The sequence below is a fragment of the Secundilactobacillus muriivasis genome (genome assembly GCF_054785195.1).
Genome location: NZ_BAABMI010000061.1, coordinates 12,869 through 31,762, shown reverse-complemented (window position 1 = coordinate 31,762; position 18,894 = coordinate 12,869). Strand labels below are relative to the sequence as shown.

Sequence of the window (18,894 nt, the reverse complement as noted above, 5' to 3'; positions counted from 1 at the left end):
AAAACGTAAAATTCCCATCAAGCACTTGAATCATGTGTTTGATGGGGATTTTGGAGTTTCTGGTGAATAATTCAGGGACTTGGTGTAAATTTTAAGTTTTGAAGTCGGAATCCGTGTATAAAGAGGCAATTGATCCTGCGGTACGTTATTGAGTGCGTGATGGCGACGCGCATTGCGATTACGTTATTTTCGGCTTGGTGTGAGCTTTTGTTTTCCGGAAGCCCGTTTAATTGAGAAGTTTGTCAGCATTAGTTCGTTCTGGCGACCACGCCGAAACGCGCAAACCGAAGCAAAGAGTTGCAAACAAGGGTGCCAGCGCCACTATTATTGAATGCGTGATGGCGATGAACATTGATATTACGTTGTTTTCGGCTCGGTGTGGGCTTTTATTTTCCGGAGGTCAGTTCAATTGAGAAGTTTGTCAGCATTAGTTCGTTCTGGCGACCACGCCGAAACGCGCAAACCGAAGCAGAGACTTGCACATAAGGGCACCATCATCAAAATCCCAAAACCCGGGATTTTAATGATGGTGCCCTTATGCTCCAGTCTCTAACCGCTTCGGTTTGCGCTCTACTTCATCTTCAAATTAGCATCAAACAACTTAAACAACCGATCATAATCAATCGCTTCACTATCCGTATGCTCGATCTCCACCGCTAAATCGGCGAGTTGGCTTGTGCTGAAAGTGAGTTCGTAGTCGTTTAAGTCCGCTAGGGCAGCGACTGCGATGACTGCCGTTTGTAAGTTGTTGGTGCTAAATGGCTTGCCGCTGATGATGGCTACTAACAGGAAGCCGGTTTTGTTGGCGACCATTTCTCTTAAGCTATGATCGTAGAAGTTGGCTTGTGGGACGGCGATAATTTTATTTAATTGTTCGGCCTTAGCGATTCCGGGCTGCTTGCCTTCCTTGAGGGCTAAGTGGCTGTTGATGGCGACGAGCTCGTCGGCAGTGAGATAACGCATTAGGCTTCACCTCGAAGAAGGTCCAGAGACCCTTGATACTGATCCGTAACGGCGGTTAAGCTCTGGTAGAACTCATCGTCGAGTTGGATATCATTCCGGAACGCAACATCGATGGCATCGCCCCGTTGCAGCTTCAGTTTGTGCACGATATTAGCTGGAATTGTAATGGCCAGTGAATTACCCACTTGTATAATCTGACGCTGAGATTTAATTTCGTTCATCGCTTAACTCCTTCCGTTATAACAAATTCACATTATTAAGACACCCTTAGTATAGCATAGATTATCTTAAATACCTTGATAGTCAGTCAAAATTAAAACTTTGATTTATCAACTGTGGATTGGTAAGGGTCCGTCAAATTCCGGATAGGTACCGGCCGCTAAAGAACACAAAACGCCATCCACTTGCGCTGAAGTGGGTGGCGTTACAGGGTTATTTAACTGTTAGCGTTAAGTTATTTACCTGGTTCGTAGCTATCGTCAATAATCAGAACTGGCTTAATGGTCTTGCCTGAACGAGAATCGGCGTTGGCTTCGTTAATTTCACTGAATTTGTAGAACTTTTCGGTCTTATCGAAGTCGAACATGCCTAACTTGTAGAATTCAATCAAGCGAGGGATGTCAACTTGTGGAATTGAATCGCCCATGTTAACACCGACGACCTTCTTGTCTTCGACACACAGGTCGTTCCAAGTATCCAAGTCGATGTGGTTAGGGGTAACGGCGATGGTTGCGGTGGTCCCGCCTTGTGCGAGGACGCCGATAGAATCTTCCATCACCTTGGTAACACCGGTGGTATCAACGGCCCAGTCAACACCGTAGCCGCCAGTGAGGTCTTTAACAGCCTTCACAACGTCGATGCCCTTGGAGTTGATGACGTCAGTGGCGCCTAATTCCTTGGCTAAGTCCAACCGAGAATCAACGATGTCGATCCCGATAACTTTAGTACAACCTGAGATCCGGCCAGCCATCATGGCAGCCAAACCAACGGCACCAGTCCCGAAGACGGCGATGGTGTCACCAGGCTTTGGCTTCAACGTGTTCAAAACGGTCCCGGAACCAGTGACGTAGCCGCAACCCAGAGGGCCAAGTTTCCGTAAATCAAGGTCCTTGTCAACCTTGACGGCGTTCCGTTCACGCACGATGGTCGTTGAAGTAAACGAACTTTGGTCAAACATGTCAGCAACTTTCTTGCCGTTTTCAGTAAAGTGGGCGCTACCATCTGGCCGGACACCGGACAGGTTATTGGCAGCGTAGTTTTCACATTGGGTTGGAATCCCCTTCAAACAGCTCTTACAGTTACCACAAGCATAGAAGCTCAAAACAACGTGGTCACCGGGTTGGAATTGGGTGACTTCTGGGCCAACCTTTTCAACGATCCCGGAACCTTCGTGCCCTAAAACGATGGGGTAGTCGATAACGGCGTCCCCAATCCGAAGGGCTTCGTCGGAGTGGCAGATCCCACTGGCGACCATGTGTACTTGGATGTCATCGGCGCCTAATTCGGCGAGATCGACGTCCTTAATCTCAAAATCGGCATTTTGCTTTTCAACAACGGCTGCTTTAATTTTCATAAGGTTTAAACATCCTTTCATGTTTGAATTCATTGATCATTATCGCACAATCAGGGAGAATTGCAAGCGGTTTCATGAACGTGGGGCATGAAATTTTGGCGGTGTTAGGAATGAACTAATGTGCAGTGATTTTGACTAAAAAGGGGGTTTGTTGGTCAGCAATAAATGCAGTTCGATTATTTTCAAATAATTTTCATTTAGATATTGAAAACGCTTACAAAAGATGTATGATAAAGACATCAATGTATCGCCTGCATACATGACGACGCATCAAAAAGGGGACTTTTAGTATGGGACGTTTAGATGGCAAAGTAGCAATTATTACAGGGGCAGCTAAGGGAATCGGCTTGGCTTGCGCAACGCGGTTTGTTAAAGAAGGCGCGAAGGTTGTCATTACCGACGTGGACGAAGAACAAGGCGTTAAGGCCGCTGAATCACTTGGTGATAACGCTACTTTTGTGAAACAAAATGTCGCAAAAGAGGCGGAGTGGGAAAAGGTCATGACGGCGACCAAGGAAGCATTTGGTCAAATTGACATTATCTTGAATAATGCCGGGATCCTGTCCTTTAACAACGCCGAAGAAATTACTGAAGACGACTGGCACAGAGTGCTATCTGTCGACCTAGATGGTGTGATGTGGGGCGTTAAACTTGGCATCAAAGAAATGAAGGCCAACGGTGGTTCAATTATTAACCTATCGTCAATTGCGGGCTTGATTGGGATCTCCAACCTGTTTGCCTATAACGCAGCGAAGGGCGCCGTTCGGATGTTGACGAAGTCCGCCGCCTTATATTGTGCGGAAAATCACTACCCAATCCGAATCAACTCGATTCACCCAGGCTATGTTCATACGCCGATGGTGGATGTTTACCCAGAAATGCGTGAACAATTAGAGTCATTACACCCAATGGGCCGCTTGGGTGAACCAGAAGAAATCGCCAACATGGCGCTGTACCTAGCATCAGATGAATCCTCATTCTCGACTGGGAGTGAGTTTGTTGTGGATGGTGGGTATACAGCTCAGTAGAGAGCGTGGAAAGAAGCGGTTAGAGACCGGAGCCTAAACCCCTCCAGCCAGAAGCCCCGGTTTTTGGGGCTTGTGGCTGGAGGAGCTTAGGTGCAGGTCTCTGCTTCTTGGAACGCGTTTAGTCTCGAGGAAAATAGTTCAGTTATGCTATATTAGCTACTGAAAAATGCTGCAATTTTAGTAAAAATGAAAATTAAGTCAACGAAAGGGGCCATAATCCAAGTGATTATAGCCCCTTTTAGTGAATTGACAGAACTCTTGGTTTAAAAAAATGTCTACAGTTACAAAAAAAGGCCAACGAATGTTCGAAGCAAAGCTTCTCCTAGTCCCTGACCTCAAGTGTCCTCCGAAAAGGATCACCGCTATTGTAATTTTATTATACCTGACGCTTGCTAGTGACGTCAATTAAATCCGACTACCCTTAAACACAGTTATTTAACTAATACTTACAGCGTTTTTAAGATCCTCAATCTTACTAAAAACATCGGTAGTGAGTATCATATCGGCGATTGATTTCGAATTGAGGCTTTGTCGAAAATCGTTAACAGCGGATTCAAATTCGGTTATAAGTCGATAAATTTCACGATGTGGTGTATTCAATGCACAGAGGTAGTACACCATTAACGCAAGGTAATCAGTAATACTTTCAAAAGTGATTTTACTTTGAAATTTCATCTTTTGTTGCAACTGTTTCGCAATTGAATCACGAACCTGCATGTGTTTGAACCGACAATCAAACACAATGCTGTTATGTGCAATCGCATTGCGAAGGTCTTTTAATAAAAAGACGTGGACAACCATGAAATCAGCGACAGTATCAGAGGCCTTATCATATTGGTCGACATTATTTAGTAGCGCTACTCGACTTTCTCGATTCATAACTCCGAGGAATGCGCCAAAATCGCCCATTGTAAATAATTCGAAAATTGCCCAAATCGGTACACCATCACCGTTGTGTACAAAGTGTTGAATCATAGGTGTTGATCCATATCGTTCAGCAATTAGAGCGTCAATACGATTTTTGAGGCGTAAACGATCACGCATGCGTTCTTTATATTTTTTTGAGCCAATGTTTTCTTCTCTAAAGCGCGTTAAGATTTTCTCAAATACGTCATCAATTACTGGGCTGTTATCGCGTACGATAATTGCGATTGTCCGATTCTTTAGTGAGGTCTCAATACTCATCATAACGGGATACATCAACGCTTTTAAACGATTGTCAAATTTGTGAACGGCCTGTACTTGTTGAAAATCAGTTAATCCAATTGATTGTGCATGACGATCAATTCGATAGGCTTTGTAACCATGAAAATATCCCATATCGAGCAAGGCTTGTTTTCCGCTGCTACCGGAAACGTTAATATGATGTTTGTCGCGAATATGCCGCATCAAAGCGTCTGTGGATTTTCCCTTTTTGACCATGACTCCTCCAGTTTTTCGATGGTATGTTTGAATGTATGTGCAATTTTATGAAAAATTGCAATGTAAAAAATTGCTAAATTAAGAGCGGGTTTTGTGGGTAAGCATAACTCCTTAATATACTGAAAGACTGTGAAGCTTGCTGTTTTTCTAAAAATAGTTTAACATGTGAAAATTCGTGAATCAATTTGGTATACAGATATAAAATATTGCAGCCAAAACACCCACAATTCAACGAATTGTGGGTGTTTTAACAATAATCATCTCAAAGCGAAGTAACGAGGTAAAAAATCCCCGCACACCCAATAAACACGTAAATCACGTGCCGCACCAAATCCAAATTCATCCGGTTCAACAAATGGTTCGCCAAAGTCGTCCCTAAAACGGCCCCGACCACCCCAAGCGCAATCACCGGAATCGTATCAATGGTCAGAATGTGGTTCGCTACCCGGTACAGCGTGACGTAGGTCATATCGATCAAGAAAAAGGTCTGAATGGATGCCATGTACTCGTCTTTCGTGCGGGATAACGAGAGAAAGTACAGCGCCATTAGAGGACCGCCAATCCCAAATAAGCCGTTAAAGAACCCGGAGATTATCGTAAACACAATCACCACGGGTAACGGATAGTGCCGGTCACCAGCGGATTTATTAAGCAGAAAGTAAATCGACAAGGCGGTCAGCAAGCCACCTAACATCAGCTTCAAGACTTGAACGTCTAACAGCTTACCGATGTGAATCGAAAAGGAGGCCACGGTTGCGTAAACTAAAAATGGCCAGATCAGCCGCTTGAACTGAAGCGCATGCCGGTAACGGTGCACCATGATACCAATCGACACCATTGGAATCAGCGCAGCTACCCCGGCACTCTGCGCCATGGGCAGGATGCTGGGGAGAAAAATCATGAGGATAATGCCAGTTCCGAAACCGGTGAGTCCCTGAACGAGACCAGCGAGTAGGGCCGGGATGATGACGAATAGCCAAGACATGGGGAAACTCCTTTTTAGTCAAACGTGGTTTTATCGAATTAGAATTGAGTACGAACAGGATAGTTATCCCGAATCAACTCAGGAATGATCACCTGATAAAGTTTGTCATTTTATTAATAATTATACCAAAGCAACCATCTTTTTAAGTGGTTGCAGTAAAATTAAAATAGTGATCGTTTTCATGAAAAAAAGTGTTAGAATTAAGACGTCTAGACCAATGCGACACATTGTTTAATGTTACATTGGTTATATAACCGTTAGATAAAACCGGAAAATGAAGGCAAAGGAGCAATCACTCACATGATTAAACCAATCACACAGCGTATCGGTATCCTGATTCCAGCACTTGATCCGGATCAAAACTTGGTGACGTTAATCGGGCAACTCTTGGCGACCAACCAGTTTGATCAACGGATCATCATTGTGGATGATGGGAGTGCAGATAAGCAAATTTTCCAGCAACTAGCAACCCAGTATCACGAGCGGCTTCGTATCATCTATAACACTGATAATCACGGGAAGGGGATGGCGCTTAAACAAGGTTTTACGGCCTTTATCCAAGATTATCCAGAGATTGTCGGCGTCGCCACGATGGATTCAGATGGGCAACACACGGTGCCTGATCTACTCAATTGCATCGACTTATTTGCCAAAACCCCCGATGATATGGTGACCGGGCAGCGGACCTTTCCGAAATCAGTGCCGCTGAGAAGCCGGTTTGGCAACCTGCTGACGAACGCGTTGGTTAGGGGATTGACCGGTCTACCCATCACGGATACCCAAACTGGGCTACGGGTGATTCCAATCGCCTACGCTAAAACCGCGCTAACGTTTACCGGACAGCGCTACGCCTTTGAGTTTGAGATGTTATTACAAGCTAAGGCCAACCACGTCGGCATTCACGAGCAGCCTATTCAAACCATTTATATCGACAACAACTCGGCCTCCCACTTCCGGGTGATTCGCGATTCGTTGTCGATTTACCTGCGCTTCATTAAGTTTGCGTTGAGTGGTCTGTTGTCGTTTATCGTCGACATCGGTCTATTTGCCCTGATCGTACATATTACCACCACTTATTCACTGGACACGGTACTTTCAGCCACCATCATCGCGCGACTGTTGTCGGCTATTGTCAACTATACGGTCAACCACCACATGGTATTTGACCACCAAGGACACGCCACGTTGATCAAATACATTTTATTAATGTGCATTCAAATGCTGATTTCCGGCTACGCCACGCACGCACTGAGCGTCATGGTTGCATCGGGGCACAGCTTAACGTTGATCACCACCGGTGTTAAAGTGGTGGTGGATTTCTTGCTGTTCCTGGTGAGCTATCAGGTGCAGAAACGCTGGATCTTTAAGAAGGAGTCGTCGCATCATGGTCATGAGCAGAAAGCGTAAATTCGTATACTTTATCGCCATTGGATTATCGGTGCTATACCTGCTGTGGCGCATCTTCTTCACGATTCCGTTGGGGACTAATTTACCGGTGCTGATTTTCGGGTTAGCGCTGGTGATCAGCGAAGTCGTGTCAAATTTAACCGCGTATGTGCTGATTATTTTTCGGTTGCTGGAATCTCAGAGTCAAGAAGACTTTATCATCCCAGATTATGAGCCAACGCAACCGGTGCCGCGCGTTGATATTCTCATCGTGACGCATAACGAGGACGTTGAGTTGTTGCAAAAGACGATCAACGCTGCCACCTTCATCGACTATCCTGAACCAGAAAAGGTCAACATCGTGGTCTGTGACGATGGTAACCGACCAGAAGTCGCGACCTTAGCGGCTAAATATCATGTGCAATATATCGGTATGGAAGGCAACCATGAAGCCAAATCAGGCAACATCAATCACGCGCTGGCACAGTTGGACGCACCATTATTCGCGCTATTTGACGCGGACATGATTCCATTTTCAGGGTTCTTGAAAGACACGGTGCCGATTTTCTTGCGGAACTTTCGACGGTTAGAAGAAGACCCAGATCATACGAAACCACTGGGATTTATTCAAACCCCGCAGAGCTTTTATAACGCCGATATTTTTCAATTTAACCTCTTTTCAGAAAAAATCGTGGCCAATGAGCAGGACTTCTTTTCCCGGGATGTTAACATCCTAAACGGCCATAACCAAACGGCACTGTTTACGGGATCCAACGCAATGTTTCTCCGAAAAGCCGTGGATGAAGTCGGTGGGTTTCCAACTGATACCATCACTGAGGACTTCGAGTTGGGGTCCAAGATCAATATTGCGGGCTACTCTAGTTTTGCAACGACTCAGGCTCAGTCTAGTGGCACTACGCCAATTGACTTAAAGGGCGTGATCAAGCAACGGACCCGGTGGGCGCGGGGCGTGATTCAAAGCTGCCAAAACCTGCACATTTTTACGAACCCGAAGATTCCGTTACTTAACCGAATTATCTTGATCAACACCTACCTCTATTGGTGGTCGTTTTTGCGCCGTTTGATTTACATCGCAGCACCAATCCTGTATGCGTTGTTCAAATTTCAGGTGGTGAACGCCAATTTCTGGGTGCTGATGATCGTTTGGGCGCCAGGATACTTCCTATTACACTACGTCCTGAACGATGCCTCCAGCGAAATTCGAAATGAGCGGTGGGGCGAGGTGCAGGAGACCTTCTTTGCGCCGTACTTGTTTTTACCGGTTATTTTGGAAACGTTGCGGATTCGCGCGAAGCATTTTAAAGTCACCCAAAAGAAAGTCAGTTTTTCTATCAAGGATAAGCTCTACATCCTGCCGTACTTCTTCATGTGGTTAATCACGTTGATTGCCATCGTGAAGTTCAACTACGGTAAGTGGGGCGCTGAAATCATGGTGGGAAGTGTCATCACGTTCTGGCTGATGATGCACTTTATCAACCTCAGTTTCTGCGTGTTCATTGCCATGGGCCGAAACGTGTACCGAAATGCCGAGCGCTTTGACCGCCACGTGGTGGGCCGAATCAAGGCAACGGGCACCGACCACTGGCTGGTGATTCACACCAACGACGTCTCGGATTCGGGCCTGTCGTTTACCACGAAGGACGTGACGCAAGTACTGAAAGACCAGCAGGCCTTCGAAGGCGTCATCTTCCACGGCAAGGTCCCAATCCACTTCACCGGCAAGATTATTCGCCTGATTCAAAACGACGCGGGCGAGGTCACGTATGGCGCAACCATCGTGATGAGAGCGCAAAAGGATCGCAACCACTACATGCAAATCATCTACGACGGCAGTAACGGCGAGTTGCCAAAGGAGCAGGATGCGTGGGTGACGCCGTTTGATGAGTTGAATATGAATTTGACGATGCGGTTGAGGACTTTGGAGAGACGGGTTAGTGTGTTTAGAAATAGAGCGTGAGGAGAAGCGGTTAGAGAGCGGCGTGTAAGGTGACTAAGGTAAAAGCCCCGGGTTTGGGCTTTTACCTTAGTCACCTTACACATAGCTCTCTGCTTCTCCGAACGCGTTTCGGCGTGGTAGAGGGAACAAGTTTCAAAATGGTCATTTCATAATATCCAAAACTCGGGAAATAAAATCTAAAGTGGCGCCGAAACCAACGTTGCCAGAAAGCACGCCGCCAGCACCACCCGATAATAGGTAATAACTATCGGGGCTTTGGGCGTTTTAGCTGAAGTCACCTTACACATAGCTCTCTGCTTCTCCGAACGCGTTTCGGCGTGGCCGAGGGAACAAGTTGTGAAATAGTAATTTCATAGTGATTAATTCCCGGGAAATAAAATCTCCAGTGGCGCCGAAACCAACGCTGGCAGAAAGTACGTCGCCAGCACCACAATAACAATCAACACCCAAAAACAAGCACCACCAAACTCTAAAAAAGGAGGCCCACTCATGTCCATCCTCGGCATCGCAATCTACATCATCAGCTTAATCGGTTTCACCGGGATGCTCCGGATGCTGGGCATCAACCAGTACCTCTCGTGGATCACGGCCATGTTGACGCAAACGCTGATCATGTATGGCTTTGCGATGATGAAGTTGCTCAACCTTGGCTTCAAGGTCGTTATCGGCTTGGGGATTGCCTTTTTCATCATTCGGATGATTCTGGTGCTGTTCAAGGGCAATCGGTTTCGGTTCAAATACGAAGGCATCCACTACTTCGATATCTGGATGGTGTTACTGGGCCTGTTGATGATTCGAATTCTCTATGCTAGCCCACTGATCCACTACGATAACTATTCCCACTGGGCGTTGATCGTTAAATTTCTGCTGTTTGAGGGGCATTTACCAGCAGCTGCGGATGCATCGCTCGTGACCTTTACGTCGTATCCGCCTGAAATGGCGTTGTACATTACCTACTTCGTGAAGTTAGTTGGGTTCAGCGATGGCGCCATGATCGTGGGCCAGTTTCTGATTATCTGGTCATCGCTCTATGCACTTTTTGGCGCCATTCGTGACCGCACGCGGGGCTTGATGTCGTTCATGCTTTGCTTTGTGATCGCGGTGACTAACGTGTTTAATATCGCGATTCGGATGAATAATTTGCTGGTGGATTATGTGTTGCCGGTAGTGGCAGCAGCGGGTATTATCGGGATTTACGTTTACCGAAAAGAGCCAGTTCGGCAATGCCTGCATACGATGTTGTTTGCCAGCGCACTGTTACTGATCAAGAACTCGGGTGGCTTTTACGTGGCCATTTTAGCTGGCTTCCTGCTGTATCAACTGGTTGTGAACCAGCGTGGCCATTGGTGGAAGCGGGTGCCGGTTGCGATTTTTGGAACGGCGCTTTCGGCTGGTGTCGGCTTTCTGCCGTTTTATTGGTGGGATAACCACGTTAAAACGGTATTTACCACGGTGTCCAAGCACCAAATCAGTACCAAGGCTTACTCGCATCAACTAGCGAGTGAGGGTGGCAAAGTCGTTGCTAAGATCGGGCATAAATTCTTAGAGCAGATTTTTAGCGGTAACTCGTTGTCGACTAAGGGCGTGTTGTTGATTAACATCACGCTGCTAGTCGCTTGGCTGGCGATTCGGTTCATCAGTCACAAGCATAACAACTTGCTGAAAACGCTGATTGCCATCGACTTTGTGTTCGTCAGCTACTACATCAGTTTATTCGCGATGTACGTGGTGTCGATGCCGTACGCAGAAGCAATCGTTCTGGACGGTTTCGAGCGCTACATGTCTAGTATGGTGATCTTGAACCTGTTAGTTGGGGTCGTTGCAATGGCGATTGCCATGGATCGCGCGTTTATGGAACAGCGAATTGAAAAACGCAGTATCCGTTCGTTCCAGTCGATTATTTCGAAGAACGTGTACCAAATCTCAGCCTTTGTGCTGATGATTTTCTCCGTGATTATGATGTTCTCAGAAATCAACGGGATTCAGTACAACAACTCGATCGGTGAAAACGAACTACCAGTCCAAATGACCCGCATCGCACACCAGAGCTATCAGGATAACCACGTGAAGATTCTGCTGGTGGATCCACATCCCACTGACGTTGATAATTATTTTGCGGGTTATGTTGGTCGTTACTACTTCTTCTCGGATAAGGTTATTGGTCAGGAAAACTTTGATATGCCGGCGAAGCAGTTCCATACAACACTCAATCAGTACCAATATGTCGCCATTCCGGAATGGCACCGAACCTTTACCGTGATGGTGGGGAAGGTTTATCACCAACACTTTAAGACTGGGCTGTACCGGGTGACGCCGAATAAGTTGGTTAAGGTATCTAGAATAGCAGTCAAATAGCAGTCAAATAACATAAAAAATGACGCGAGTTTTCTCAAAAAAAATCGCGTCATTTTTATATCTTCTCTACCAAGCAACTTCCCCATGCGTATTACTAAACGTCGCGGTCACGTCATTATCTGTCGTGGTCGCCAATTCAACCATCCGAGCAATCCCAAAGTCAACGGATTGCGCACCGTGGGCCTTTGCCCAGTCAGGTGAAACGCCACCGAATTCAGTGGCGACCATGCCTGGATCAACGGCGTTAACGGTAATTGGCAGGCCAACGTTTTTCAGTTCCTTAGCCAATTGTACCGTGTACATGTTGGCTGCAGCCTTAGAGGACTGGTAGCCAACAGCGGAAGCGCGGTAGACTTCGGAATCGGGATTTAACGCTTCCGTTTTTGAGCCCATCATGCTTGAAACGTTAATGATTTTAGCGAATGGTGCTAATTTCAACAACGGTAACAGCTTTTGAGTGACATCAATCAGGCCAAAGTAGTTCAGGTTGAAATCGGCACGAAGGCTATCGGCGGTGATGGTGGATGGCTGCTGTCCCCGGTCGAACACCGCGCCGGCATTGTTGACGAGAATTGAGAGGTAGCCGTATTTGGCTTCAATGGTTTCGACCGCTGCCGTTACTGAATCGGGTTGCGTGACGTCAAGTTGAAGGACATCGACGGTTAACCCAAGGTCGGCGAGTTGGGCTTGGGCGGCTTGGCCCTTCGCTAAATCGCGGGAACCTAAGATAACTTGTTGGCCGCGTTGACTGAGTGTTTTGGCAAGTTCAAAGCCCATCCCACGGTTGGCACCGGTGATGAGGGTGATAGTTTTAGATGGCATTTAAAATTCTTCCTTTCGCTAACAAATCAAATGGTTTCGAACAACTTTGACTAGCCTAGCACGCTGGTGTTACACTAGCGCAAGCGAAAACTAAAAAAAGTGGGGCTTAACCAATGAAGACCATCAAACAGGTATCGGAGCAGTATCACGTTACCTATGATACGTTACGCTACTACGAAAAGATTGGGTTGCTGACGAACATTAGTCGCGATTCGCAGGGTCGGCGGGAGTATTCGGATGAGGACCTTGATACTTTGAACAAGGTGGTTCATCTTCGGCAATTAGGCGCATCAGTGGCGGAATGCCAGCGCGTAATGAGGCTTTTTAAATCGGATAGCACCGAGGCAGCCTTTACGGATGGCATTCAGCTACTGCAACGCTTAGATCAGGAATTGGACGAGCGGATTGCATCCATCAACCAGCAAAAGGCATTTTTAAAACAGAAAATGGCGCGGTTTGAGCGCGAACGGACGCAATTAGCACAGCAAAAAACACCAACCAATAAGGTCAGTAACTGACTTCTTGATTGATGTTAATGATGCTGCTTTGCGTGCCGTAGCCGGTACTTTTTTCGTTCGTTTAGCCACAATATCCAGAGGTCGATGACAACGTTAATAAAAATAAGCACACCGGTTAGGAGACTTAGCCATAACGGGTGATAGAATATCGTAACGATCATCAGAATGAACGTTGCGGTACTAAAAGGGCCAATTCGGCGATTCCAGGTGGCATATGGTTCAATCAAAACTCGTGGTGTTTTTTGCGGTGCTTTCAATTCAATTTCCCCCAATTGCGAGATGTTCAAAATTATAAAACGTTCGCAATTTTAGGGTACGCGCTTTTCACGGCAGTCACAAGTTTAGGAATACTAATCTAATCATATTATAATTAAACATTAAGCTACTGTTAGCGGTAGTTATACCAAGCAATAACCCATTGCGTCAAATTAAACCGTGCATTCATCATATTTCCGGGGTTATAATGATACTGATGTCAAAAAATGAACCGGAAAGGTGGTGGCGGCGACCCGTGCCTCTTCATATTATAATCATGTCGTACTTTTCATCGTTGATTGCTAACGTGATCGTGATGTTGGGTGCGATTTCAATTTTTGTATGGCTAAAAGAAGATACGACGAACATGTGGATTCGGCGTCACCGCAACGCCATCATGATAGTGGGCGGCATTTTATTCATGCTGTTTGTTCAATCGGAATCGTGGACAAATGCTCACCTCTCAACTGTCATGATGGGCTTTCACTGGACGTACCTTAATCTTGAACTGATCGCGCTTTATAATTTCACGCTTCAGACACGAACGCGGTGGCAACTGCTGAGCACCCTTGGGTTAACAACGATGTGGTTTGTTTACAATACCAAAACCTATACGGCGAATGCGATTTTATTTTACGCCCTCGTCATAGTGGTTGAAATTGCCATCTTCGCGAGCTCACGGAAAATTCTGCATAGTGGTTGGTTGTATTTTGGCGGGCTATGGTTGCTGGCGGCCTCGGCTTTTAAGCTAACCACGGTTATTTACGCCCACCAAGATCTGCTAAGCTGGGTGCGGCAGATTAGCGCACTGTTGATTTTGCAACTGGGGTGCTTCCTTTATGGTCGGTCGCTACTGTCAAAAATCGCGTCAACGGAACGCAAGGCGCGGTTTGATGAACTGACGGGGATTCATAACTTCGCCACGTTCAACCAAGATTTGGAACAACTATTTGACGATTTTAAACAAAACGGGCACGCCTACGCCATCTACTGCATGGACATTGACTGGTTCAAGCGAATCAACGATACCTATGGTCACGTGGCCGGCAACGATGTGTTGCGGGCGGTGGCGCAGTGCTTGAGCCGGGAAGTTGAGTCTGTCGAGTATGAAGCCGTGGTTTACCGAACCGGTGGCGAGGAATTTACCGTGATTTTGAAAAACGTCATTACGGATCCGAAGCGGGCCGCCGAAGTATCGTTGCAGTTGCAGCGGGCAGTTCGGAAGTTGCGGTTCGACTTTGCGCCCGAGATGGAGGTCCATATTTCCATCGGGCAGGAGCGGGTTGTTCCCAGTGATACCAGTTATCTTGAAACCTATAAACGAGCAGATAAATACCTCTATACGTCAAAGCGGAGCGGCCGCAACCGGATTACGGTTCGAGGCGAAACGTTGGCGGAGGATGTTTAGGGTATTCCCCGGGAAATCAAAACAAGATATTAGGTCGTGCCCAACGCAAGGTTGAGCGCGATTTTTTTGTCTGTTATGCTGGGAGTAACGATGATGAGGGGATGAAGATCGATGAGCGCCATTGCACAACAACTGAAAGCAGCCCGCAAGCAGACGGGGTATTCTCAAAGTGAGGTGGCGACGATTCTGCATGTCACGCGCCAGTCGATTTCAAAGTGGGAGACTGGACGAAGCTATCCGGATATTGATAACTTGATTCAACTGAGTGACTTGTATCACGTATCGGTGGATGCGCTGGTTCGAGCAGACCATGAAGAGACGCCTAAAGCTGATCAAGCGCAACCGGAACGGTATCAGAACCGGGATGAGGGGTTATTACTGTTGGTACTCACACTGGCGTCTGGGTTGATTGCACCGGTCGGCATTTTAATGCCAATTTATACGATGTGGCGAAATACCAAGTATAACAGTCTCCATAAACTGATTTATGTCATTGGGATTGTGGTGATGTTGGTGAGTTTGTGGGGGACTTACATCATGGTGTCGGATAATTTTGGACCGACGGAGACGACGGTTTATCGGGTGAAGTAGGGGAAGCTGAGTGGTGAGTGTTGATGTGCTTTGCTGTTCTCTAGCTGAAACGAGTTCCAAAAGGCGGAGAGCTGCATGTAAGGCCGACAAGGTAAAAGCCCAGACCCATGGCTTTCACCTTGTCGGCCTTACACACCGCTCTCTAACCGTTTTTTTCCGCTCTCTGCAACGTTTCCTTTCCCCCATGCACGCAATAGTTGCTAGTGTATTTTCCCCAATCGGCTTACACTAAAAGGGTTCTGATAGGGGGAAATTCGCATGCAACTGAAACGACAGCAACACACCCAACTTAAAGTCTCAGCAACAACGCCACCCGCGACGCTTAATTGGGTTGGCGGGTTGCTGACCGTCTTGTTAACCGGCGTAGTCGTGGGGACGACATTACCTTGGTTAGCGCAACGGTTTAGTTTTACGGGTCCCGTGACCGGGTTGACGGGACTGATTCTAGCAGCACTCATTGGCATGGGCTTGCTAGCTGGATTCAAGCATGTCGATGGATTGGTGGTACACGTTAGGAGTCGTCAGCATTGAAGATTAGTCGATTATGGGCACCGCGGATGCGACCGTGGTGGCTGGCGTTAGGAATTATCACGTCGGGGATCTATGCCATGGGACTCAGCGACCAGATTCTGGTTAAGCTTGGTCTTTGGCTACTGTTTGGTGGCATTAACGTTCTTGCGGTGATGTTAGGGTTCAAATACCCGAAGATCTTAGACCGTGGACAGATGGGTAACTTCGGTGAAATGATCGGCTACATGTTGGTCGATGCGTTTGTTGCCGTCGTTTATTTCCTGGGGAATACTCATTTAACCGGCACTGTTAAAGTGATTTGGCAAGTTGGTAAGTGGGGTTGCTGTTTTGGTGGACTGATTTTGATGATGGTGCTATTGACGTTATGGCATAATCAACGACATTGAAAGAGTGGTTTAAACGAGGTCTGGCAAGGGCTAGAGCGAAGTTAAACTGCTCTTTTTGTATGACAACTTAATCATAAAATTAAAAATAAATAACAAAACGCCTTGACAATTCTCACTAAAATAACTAATATGAGTGTCAATCAAACAGAACACGCAATGAGAAAGTTGAGTAGGCGTGGTGGACCTGTCAGTGAGCTTCGTTTAGTGAGAAGAAGTGAGGTTGCCACGGTGAACATCCCTTTCGAGCGATGTACCGAATTTAAGTAACGTACATTGGTGGCACCCATTATCGTGCTAGCGTATCGCCTGCGGGCCGTACGTGAAGAGGTCATATCAGTGATGGTATGACAATGTAAGGTGGTACCGTGCAATTAAATTAACTGCACCCTTTAGTTCGATGTCGAACTGGGGGTGCAGTTTTTGTTTTCTAACGGATGCACACCACTCAACCAACTATTGCGAGTCAGGAAAGGAAGTGAGGGCTTTGGAAGATCAGATTGGTCCGATTCAGATTAGTCAGCAGCAGAGAAACGTTAACTTTATGGGGGTAACAAATTATGGAACAATTACACGATTTAAATCCAAAGCCGTTATCGGTCAAACAGTACCTGGTCGTCAGCTCAATGCTTTTCGGACTCTTCTTCGGGGCTGGTAACTTAATTTTTCCAATTCACTTGGGGCAGTTAGCGGGCGCCCACTGGGGTCTCGCAACGGTTGGTTTTCTGGTCACTGCGGTGGTTTTGCCATTATTGTCAGTTTTAGCCGTTAGTGTCACGCATTCAAAAGGGGTTTACGATATCGGTAAACCACTGGGCCCAGTATTTGCCTTGGCCTTCATGGTCTTGATCCACGCCACGATTGGTCCGCTCTTCGGGACACCTCGGACCGCAACGATTCCATTCTCAGTTGGGGTGCAACCACTTTTGCCAGCTAACCTCGCTCATGTCGGCTTGCTGGTCTTCTCAGCCTTGTTCTTCGGCGCTGCATTCTTAGTCAGCTACCGTGAATCCAACATCATGAGTAGTGTGGGCAAGGTGCTCAATCCATTATTCTTGTTGATGCTCTTCGGCGTGTTCACCCTCGGGTTCTCATCACCAATGGGCAACGCGGCGCATCAAAGCGTTACGGCTGCGTACCAACACGCCTCATTTTTCAACGGCTTCTTGCAAGGGTACAACACCATGGACGCCTTGGCCGGGTTGGCCTTCGGGGTTACGGTCGTTACCGCTGTGAATCAACTTGGTAAGACAACGCCTAAGAGCAATGCGAAAGTCACTGCGCGTGCTGGGGTGTTAGCAACCGGGATGATCGGGGTCATCTACGTTGGCTTGATCTACTTAGGGGCCACAACGTTAGGTCACTACAAGGTTTCCGCTGATGGCGGGGTCGCCTTTAACCAATTGGTCACTTATTACCTGGGTAATTTAGGTCACGCGCTGTTAGCCACGTTGTTGACGGTCACTTGTTTAACGACGGCCGTTGGTTTAGTTGCCGCTTTCGCCCAAGATTTCCACAAACACTTCAGCCGGGTCAGTTACCGGCAATGGTTAGGGTTCATGTGCTTGGCGTCATTCTTGACCGCTAACTTCGGTTTGGATACGATCATCTCATGGTCAACACCAATGTTGATGTTCCTCTACCCATTCGCGATGGTCTTGATCCTGCTGTCGATCACGTCACCGCTCTTCAAACGGGACCCAGTTGTTTACGCCTTTGTGGTGGTCTTCACTGCCGTTCCAGCCTTGTTGGACATGGTGGCTGCCTTCCCAGCCGTCGTCAGTCAGAGTGCCTTTGGTAAAGCTTTAGGTGCCTTTCAACAAAGTTACCTGCCATTCGCCAGTCTCGGCATGGACTGGGTCGTCCCAGCCGTTATTGGTCTGGTATTAGGCTTGGGGGTTCACGTTTTACGCCCAGCCTTCGCCGGTCAACGGGTCTCAACACGCGGCTAGGTTGATCGAATCATCTAAATAAATCGTTAAGAAATCACCCGCAACTTCAGTTTAACGCTGACTTTGCGGGTGATTTTGCTATAATGAAGCTCATAGGATAGGAGGACGACAATGACAATTTTAGCAATCATTCTAGACATCGTTGCATTCGGTGGCTATCTCTTTCAAGTAGGGAACGGGGGCACAACGGTTTACGTGCTGGGCTTGGTGTTGCAAGTCATTGTCACGTTAGTCTTGATTCGGTTCTGCTTCCGCTTTGGCGGCCAGCGGCATCGTAACCCGTGGATCTTTGGCTGGTTCGTGGCCACGTTCCGGTATGGGGTGATCCTGATTTCCACCGCCATTAATGCGCTGGTCCTGGTGTTGTACGTGATGAACATTCTCGGCATCAACAACGTCATTTTCGCGAACTTGTGATGACGTGGGAGCGATGGACTTATTTTTCAAAATAATTGAAATCAAAACGCACTTTTTCTTGTTGAAAGGTGCGTTTTTCTTATTGTAACGATAAAAATATAAAATGTTGTGTTTTAACGTGTTATCCGATTTACTAGGAAGCAAACCAGTGCTGTACGGAATTTATATAGAATAAACTAATTCTACTCATAATAGATATATTAATCACGTTCCGGAAAAGCATGGTATACTCGCAATGTAAGCGTTTTACACGATGCTTATTGACCACCAAGACCAACTTCCGGGAACACGATTTCCGCACGGTATTTTCCAATGATTAAAACTTCC

At 46.8% G+C, this 18,894-nt stretch carries 17 protein-coding genes and 1 other annotated feature; of the genes, 11 read left to right on the top strand and 6 right to left on the bottom strand.

The genetic code is table 11. The annotated features are described in order from the left end of the window. Positions 1 to 570 precede the first annotated feature (570 nt). From ACYVR3_RS13265 to ACYVR3_RS13255, 3 genes are all read right to left on the bottom strand, one after another. Positions 571 to 963 carry a hypothetical protein gene (locus ACYVR3_RS13265; protein ID WP_461244636.1) on the bottom strand — a complete coding sequence of 131 codons (393 nt, stop codon included), beginning with the start codon at positions 961 to 963 and terminating at the stop codon, positions 571 to 573. Further along, the gene (locus ACYVR3_RS13260) at positions 963 to 1,184 is read right to left on the bottom strand and encodes an AbrB/MazE/SpoVT family DNA-binding domain-containing protein (protein ID WP_054732316.1); all 222 of its coding nucleotides are present in this window, start codon (positions 1,182 to 1,184) and stop codon (positions 963 to 965) included. The genes ACYVR3_RS13265 and ACYVR3_RS13260 overlap by 1 nt, the downstream gene beginning before the upstream one ends. Positions 1,185 to 1,417: 233 nt before the next feature. Then, positions 1,418 to 2,536 (bottom strand): NAD(P)-dependent alcohol dehydrogenase, encoded by a 1,119-nt coding sequence (locus tag ACYVR3_RS13255; protein ID WP_054732319.1) that lies wholly within the window; start codon positions 2,534 to 2,536, stop codon positions 1,418 to 1,420. 290 nt (positions 2,537 to 2,826) lie between these two features. Here ACYVR3_RS13255 and ACYVR3_RS13250 point away from each other — a divergent pair, with 290 nt between their 5' ends. Further along, positions 2,827 to 3,564: a glucose 1-dehydrogenase gene (locus ACYVR3_RS13250; RefSeq protein WP_461244635.1), complete on the top strand. Its 738-nt coding sequence runs from the start codon at positions 2,827 to 2,829 to the stop codon at positions 3,562 to 3,564. 435 nt (positions 3,565 to 3,999) lie between these two features. Here the strand turns inward: ACYVR3_RS13250 and ACYVR3_RS13245 are convergent, their stop codons facing one another. Then, complete coding sequence (locus ACYVR3_RS13245) at positions 4,000 to 4,986, bottom strand: Abi family protein (RefSeq protein WP_461244634.1); 987 nt, start codon at positions 4,984 to 4,986, stop codon at positions 4,000 to 4,002. 262 nt (positions 4,987 to 5,248) lie between these two features. Next, complete coding sequence (locus tag ACYVR3_RS13240; RefSeq protein ID WP_461244633.1) at positions 5,249 to 5,971, bottom strand: sulfite exporter TauE/SafE family protein; 723 nt, start codon at positions 5,969 to 5,971, stop codon at positions 5,249 to 5,251. A 300-nt stretch (positions 5,972 to 6,271) separates the two neighbouring features. On the opposite strand from ACYVR3_RS13240, the gene ACYVR3_RS13235 reads away from it, so the two are divergent. The 3 genes from ACYVR3_RS13235 to ACYVR3_RS13225 all read left to right on the top strand — a co-directional run bounded on the left by ACYVR3_RS13235 (position 6,272) and on the right by ACYVR3_RS13225 (position 11,690). Next, complete coding sequence (locus ACYVR3_RS13235; RefSeq protein ID WP_461244632.1) at positions 6,272 to 7,378, top strand: glycosyltransferase; 1,107 nt, start codon at positions 6,272 to 6,274, stop codon at positions 7,376 to 7,378. Further along, positions 7,356 to 9,335: a glycosyltransferase family 2 protein gene (locus ACYVR3_RS13230; RefSeq protein WP_461244631.1), complete on the top strand. Its 1,980-nt coding sequence runs from the start codon at positions 7,356 to 7,358 to the stop codon at positions 9,333 to 9,335. The genes ACYVR3_RS13235 and ACYVR3_RS13230 overlap by 23 nt, the downstream gene beginning before the upstream one ends. Positions 9,336 to 9,824: 489 nt before the next feature. After that, a complete protein-coding gene (locus ACYVR3_RS13225) occupies positions 9,825 to 11,690 on the top strand; it encodes an ABC transporter permease (protein WP_461244630.1) in 1,866 nt (621 codons plus the stop codon). Positions 11,691 to 11,756: 66 nt separating this feature from the next. On the opposite strand, the gene ACYVR3_RS13220 is transcribed toward ACYVR3_RS13225, so the two are convergent. Continuing rightward, on the bottom strand, positions 11,757 to 12,512 hold the full coding sequence (locus ACYVR3_RS13220) for an SDR family NAD(P)-dependent oxidoreductase (RefSeq protein ID WP_461244629.1): 756 nt from the start codon (positions 12,510 to 12,512) through the stop codon (positions 11,757 to 11,759). 113 nt (positions 12,513 to 12,625) lie between these two features. Here ACYVR3_RS13220 and ACYVR3_RS13215 point away from each other — a divergent pair, with 113 nt between their 5' ends. The 7 genes from ACYVR3_RS13215 (at position 12,626) to ACYVR3_RS13185 (ending at position 18,567) form a co-directional block, all read left to right on the top strand. Beyond that, complete coding sequence (locus ACYVR3_RS13215) at positions 12,626 to 13,030, top strand: MerR family transcriptional regulator (RefSeq protein ID WP_461244628.1); 405 nt, start codon at positions 12,626 to 12,628, stop codon at positions 13,028 to 13,030. A gap of 511 nt (positions 13,031 to 13,541) precedes the next feature. After that, positions 13,542 to 14,693, top strand: coding sequence for a GGDEF domain-containing protein (locus tag ACYVR3_RS13210; protein ID WP_461244627.1), 1,152 nt, complete (start codon positions 13,542 to 13,544; stop codon positions 14,691 to 14,693). 111 nt (positions 14,694 to 14,804) lie between these two features. Next, positions 14,805 to 15,284 carry a helix-turn-helix domain-containing protein gene (locus tag ACYVR3_RS13205; RefSeq protein ID WP_461244626.1) on the top strand — a complete coding sequence of 160 codons (480 nt, stop codon included), beginning with the start codon at positions 14,805 to 14,807 and terminating at the stop codon, positions 15,282 to 15,284. A 258-nt stretch (positions 15,285 to 15,542) separates the two neighbouring features. After that, complete coding sequence (locus ACYVR3_RS13200; protein ID WP_461244625.1) at positions 15,543 to 15,815, top strand: hypothetical protein; 273 nt, start codon at positions 15,543 to 15,545, stop codon at positions 15,813 to 15,815. Beyond that, complete coding sequence (locus ACYVR3_RS13195; protein WP_461244624.1) at positions 15,812 to 16,201, top strand: hypothetical protein; 390 nt, start codon at positions 15,812 to 15,814, stop codon at positions 16,199 to 16,201. The genes ACYVR3_RS13200 and ACYVR3_RS13195 overlap by 4 nt, the downstream gene beginning before the upstream one ends. A 147-nt stretch (positions 16,202 to 16,348) precedes the next feature. Next, positions 16,349 to 16,594, top strand: a binding site (T-box leader). 164 nt (positions 16,595 to 16,758) lie between these two features. Further along, positions 16,759 to 18,150: a branched-chain amino acid transport system II carrier protein gene (brnQ, locus tag ACYVR3_RS13190; protein WP_461244623.1), complete on the top strand. Its 1,392-nt coding sequence runs from the start codon at positions 16,759 to 16,761 to the stop codon at positions 18,148 to 18,150. A 111-nt stretch (positions 18,151 to 18,261) separates the two neighbouring features. Then, entirely contained in the window at positions 18,262 to 18,567 is a 306-nt protein-coding gene (locus tag ACYVR3_RS13185; protein WP_461244622.1) for a hypothetical protein, read from the top strand. Positions 18,568 to 18,894: the final 327 nt, after the last annotated feature.

Coding starts and splice junctions, on each gene's coding strand:
- ACYVR3_RS13245 (WP_461244634.1), bottom strand. CDS start 4,986: ATGGTCAAAAAGGGAAAATCCACAGACGCTTTGATGCGGCATATTCGC.
- ACYVR3_RS13260 (WP_054732316.1), bottom strand. CDS start 1,184: ATGAACGAAATTAAATCTCAGCGTCAGATTATACAAGTGGGTAATTCA.
- brnQ (WP_461244623.1), top strand. CDS start 16,759: ATGGAACAATTACACGATTTAAATCCAAAGCCGTTATCGGTCAAACAG.
- ACYVR3_RS13255 (WP_054732319.1), bottom strand. CDS start 2,536: ATGAAAATTAAAGCAGCCGTTGTTGAAAAGCAAAATGCCGATTTTGAG.
- ACYVR3_RS13220 (WP_461244629.1), bottom strand. CDS start 12,512: ATGCCATCTAAAACTATCACCCTCATCACCGGTGCCAACCGTGGGATG.
- ACYVR3_RS13265 (WP_461244636.1), bottom strand. CDS start 963: ATGCGTTATCTCACTGCCGACGAGCTCGTCGCCATCAACAGCCACTTA.
- ACYVR3_RS13225 (WP_461244630.1), top strand. CDS start 9,825: ATGTCCATCCTCGGCATCGCAATCTACATCATCAGCTTAATCGGTTTC.
- ACYVR3_RS13230 (WP_461244631.1), top strand. CDS start 7,356: ATGGTCATGAGCAGAAAGCGTAAATTCGTATACTTTATCGCCATTGGA.
- ACYVR3_RS13235 (WP_461244632.1), top strand. CDS start 6,272: ATGATTAAACCAATCACACAGCGTATCGGTATCCTGATTCCAGCACTT.
- ACYVR3_RS13250 (WP_461244635.1), top strand. CDS start 2,827: ATGGGACGTTTAGATGGCAAAGTAGCAATTATTACAGGGGCAGCTAAG.
- ACYVR3_RS13240 (WP_461244633.1), bottom strand. CDS start 5,971: ATGTCTTGGCTATTCGTCATCATCCCGGCCCTACTCGCTGGTCTCGTT.
- ACYVR3_RS13205 (WP_461244626.1), top strand. CDS start 14,805: ATGAGCGCCATTGCACAACAACTGAAAGCAGCCCGCAAGCAGACGGGG.
- ACYVR3_RS13185 (WP_461244622.1), top strand. CDS start 18,262: ATGACAATTTTAGCAATCATTCTAGACATCGTTGCATTCGGTGGCTAT.
- ACYVR3_RS13200 (WP_461244625.1), top strand. CDS start 15,543: ATGCAACTGAAACGACAGCAACACACCCAACTTAAAGTCTCAGCAACA.
- ACYVR3_RS13215 (WP_461244628.1), top strand. CDS start 12,626: ATGAAGACCATCAAACAGGTATCGGAGCAGTATCACGTTACCTATGAT.